The following is a 1,573-nucleotide window of genomic DNA, read 5'->3' on the forward strand; positions in this document are numbered from 1 at the left end:
ACGTGGTCTATGAGAACGGTGTTCAGAAGTTGCTGCTGACTGATGAGGGTTATGTTACTCTGAGTGACAGCAAGTATCACTATTACTTGAAAGACCATCAGGGTAACAACCGGGTAGTCATCAACCAGAGCGGCACGGTAGAGGAGACGAACCATTACTATCCATTCGGAGGGGTGTTTGCCAATACAGGCAATACCCAGCCTTACAAGTACAACGGTAAGGAGTTTGATGGTAAGAAGGGGGTGAATCTGTATGACTACGGTGCAAGGCATTATGATGCGGCGCTGGGAAGGTTTACGACGGTGGATTCGCTGGCTGAGAAGCATTATTCAGAAAGTTTGTATACTTATTGTTATAGTAATCCTATAAATTGTATAGAACCTAACGGGAAAGATGGTATTTATATTGCTTTCCCCGATTATAAAATATCAACTCCTATTGGTAAGATTGGAAATTTAGGTCATGCTGGAGTGTTGCTAATTGATAATAAAACAGGAGTGACTAAATATTATGAATATGGCAGATATGATAAAGAGGGGAAAGGAATTGTCAGAACATTCGCTGTTCCAGATGTAAAAATGGGGCAAGATAAAAAGCCTACATTGGAATCATTAAATAAAACCTTATCAGTAATATCTGAACAAGCAGGACATGGCGGGAGAATAGAAGGAGCATATATTGAAAGTGATAAATTTAAAGAAATGAAAACTTATGCAGAATCAAAAATAGCAGAGAACTCTAATCCAAAGAGAAAAGAGTATTCATTAAGGAATAATAATTGTGGAACTTTTGCAGCTGATGTTTTGAAACAAGATCCATCTGTAAAAGATAAGGCACCAGTAATTATAGATTCAAGGCCTAATAGCATAGTTAAAGAGTATCAAAATAGTTTTAAGTCACTAAATTATGATCCTAAAAAGAGACAAGTTAAAATTGAATAGATATGGAAAGTCAAAGTATATCCTTAGGAGATTTATTTTCAGTTGAATTATTTGTAGGATCAATAACATTTGTTTTAGGAACGGTTGTGTTCTTATTATTATTGTTGAAATTGAGGCTTAATCTTAAAACGACATTATTATATTGTTGTCTGCAATTGGTACTTGCTGTCTCTCTTTCTACTATTTTCTTTATGTTTTGGCGTTTTAATTTTGATATAATGATAGGTTTTCTATATTTGCCAGGTGTACTCTCTGAGGTTTTTATAATGCTTTTATTCTATTTTATATTAAAACAAAGAACAAATAATTGAATAATATTTCTATAACAATTTTATTACAGCGGATGTAGATATCCGCTGTTTTTTTATAGGGTGCTCACTATAATGGAAATATTGGCGCCAAGTGGGGTAATGAAGGTCTAATGGTAAAATTAATTTAAATGCTAACACTACCTATGATAATACTACAATCATTGGTACAGACACTAACCGTTTCCGCGAGAATGTGACGACTTCTGCCTACAATGATGGCTTCCAGTTCAAAGATGGTGTGAAGCAGGCAAACGAATACACCTACGATTCCAATGGAAATTTAACTAAAGATTTAAACAAGGGAATTAGTACAATTACCTA

The 1,573-nt window shown here is 34.7% G+C and carries 2 protein-coding genes; both read left to right on the plus strand.

Features of this window, described 5'->3' with window-relative positions; genetic code table 11:
• A partial coding sequence (locus DXD65_RS20840) for an RHS repeat domain-containing protein (protein ID WP_233556174.1) occupies nt 1-941 on the plus strand: 941 nt, incomplete at its 5' end.
• A gap of 2 nt (nt 942-943) precedes the next feature.
• Nucleotides 944-1,252 carry a hypothetical protein gene (locus DXD65_RS20845; protein ID WP_034532644.1) on the plus strand — a complete coding sequence of 103 codons (309 nt, stop codon included), beginning with the start codon at nt 944-946 and terminating at the stop codon, nt 1,250-1,252.
• Nucleotides 1,253-1,573 lie beyond the last annotated feature (321 nt).

Origin of the sequence: Bacteroides sp. 4_1_36, assembly GCF_003466325.1 — a bacterium.
Taxonomy (GTDB): Bacteria; Bacteroidota; Bacteroidia; order Bacteroidales; family Bacteroidaceae; genus Bacteroides; species Bacteroides uniformis.

Coding starts and splice junctions, on each gene's coding strand:
- DXD65_RS20845 (WP_034532644.1), top strand. CDS start 944: ATGGAAAGTCAAAGTATATCCTTAGGAGATTTATTTTCAGTTGAATTA.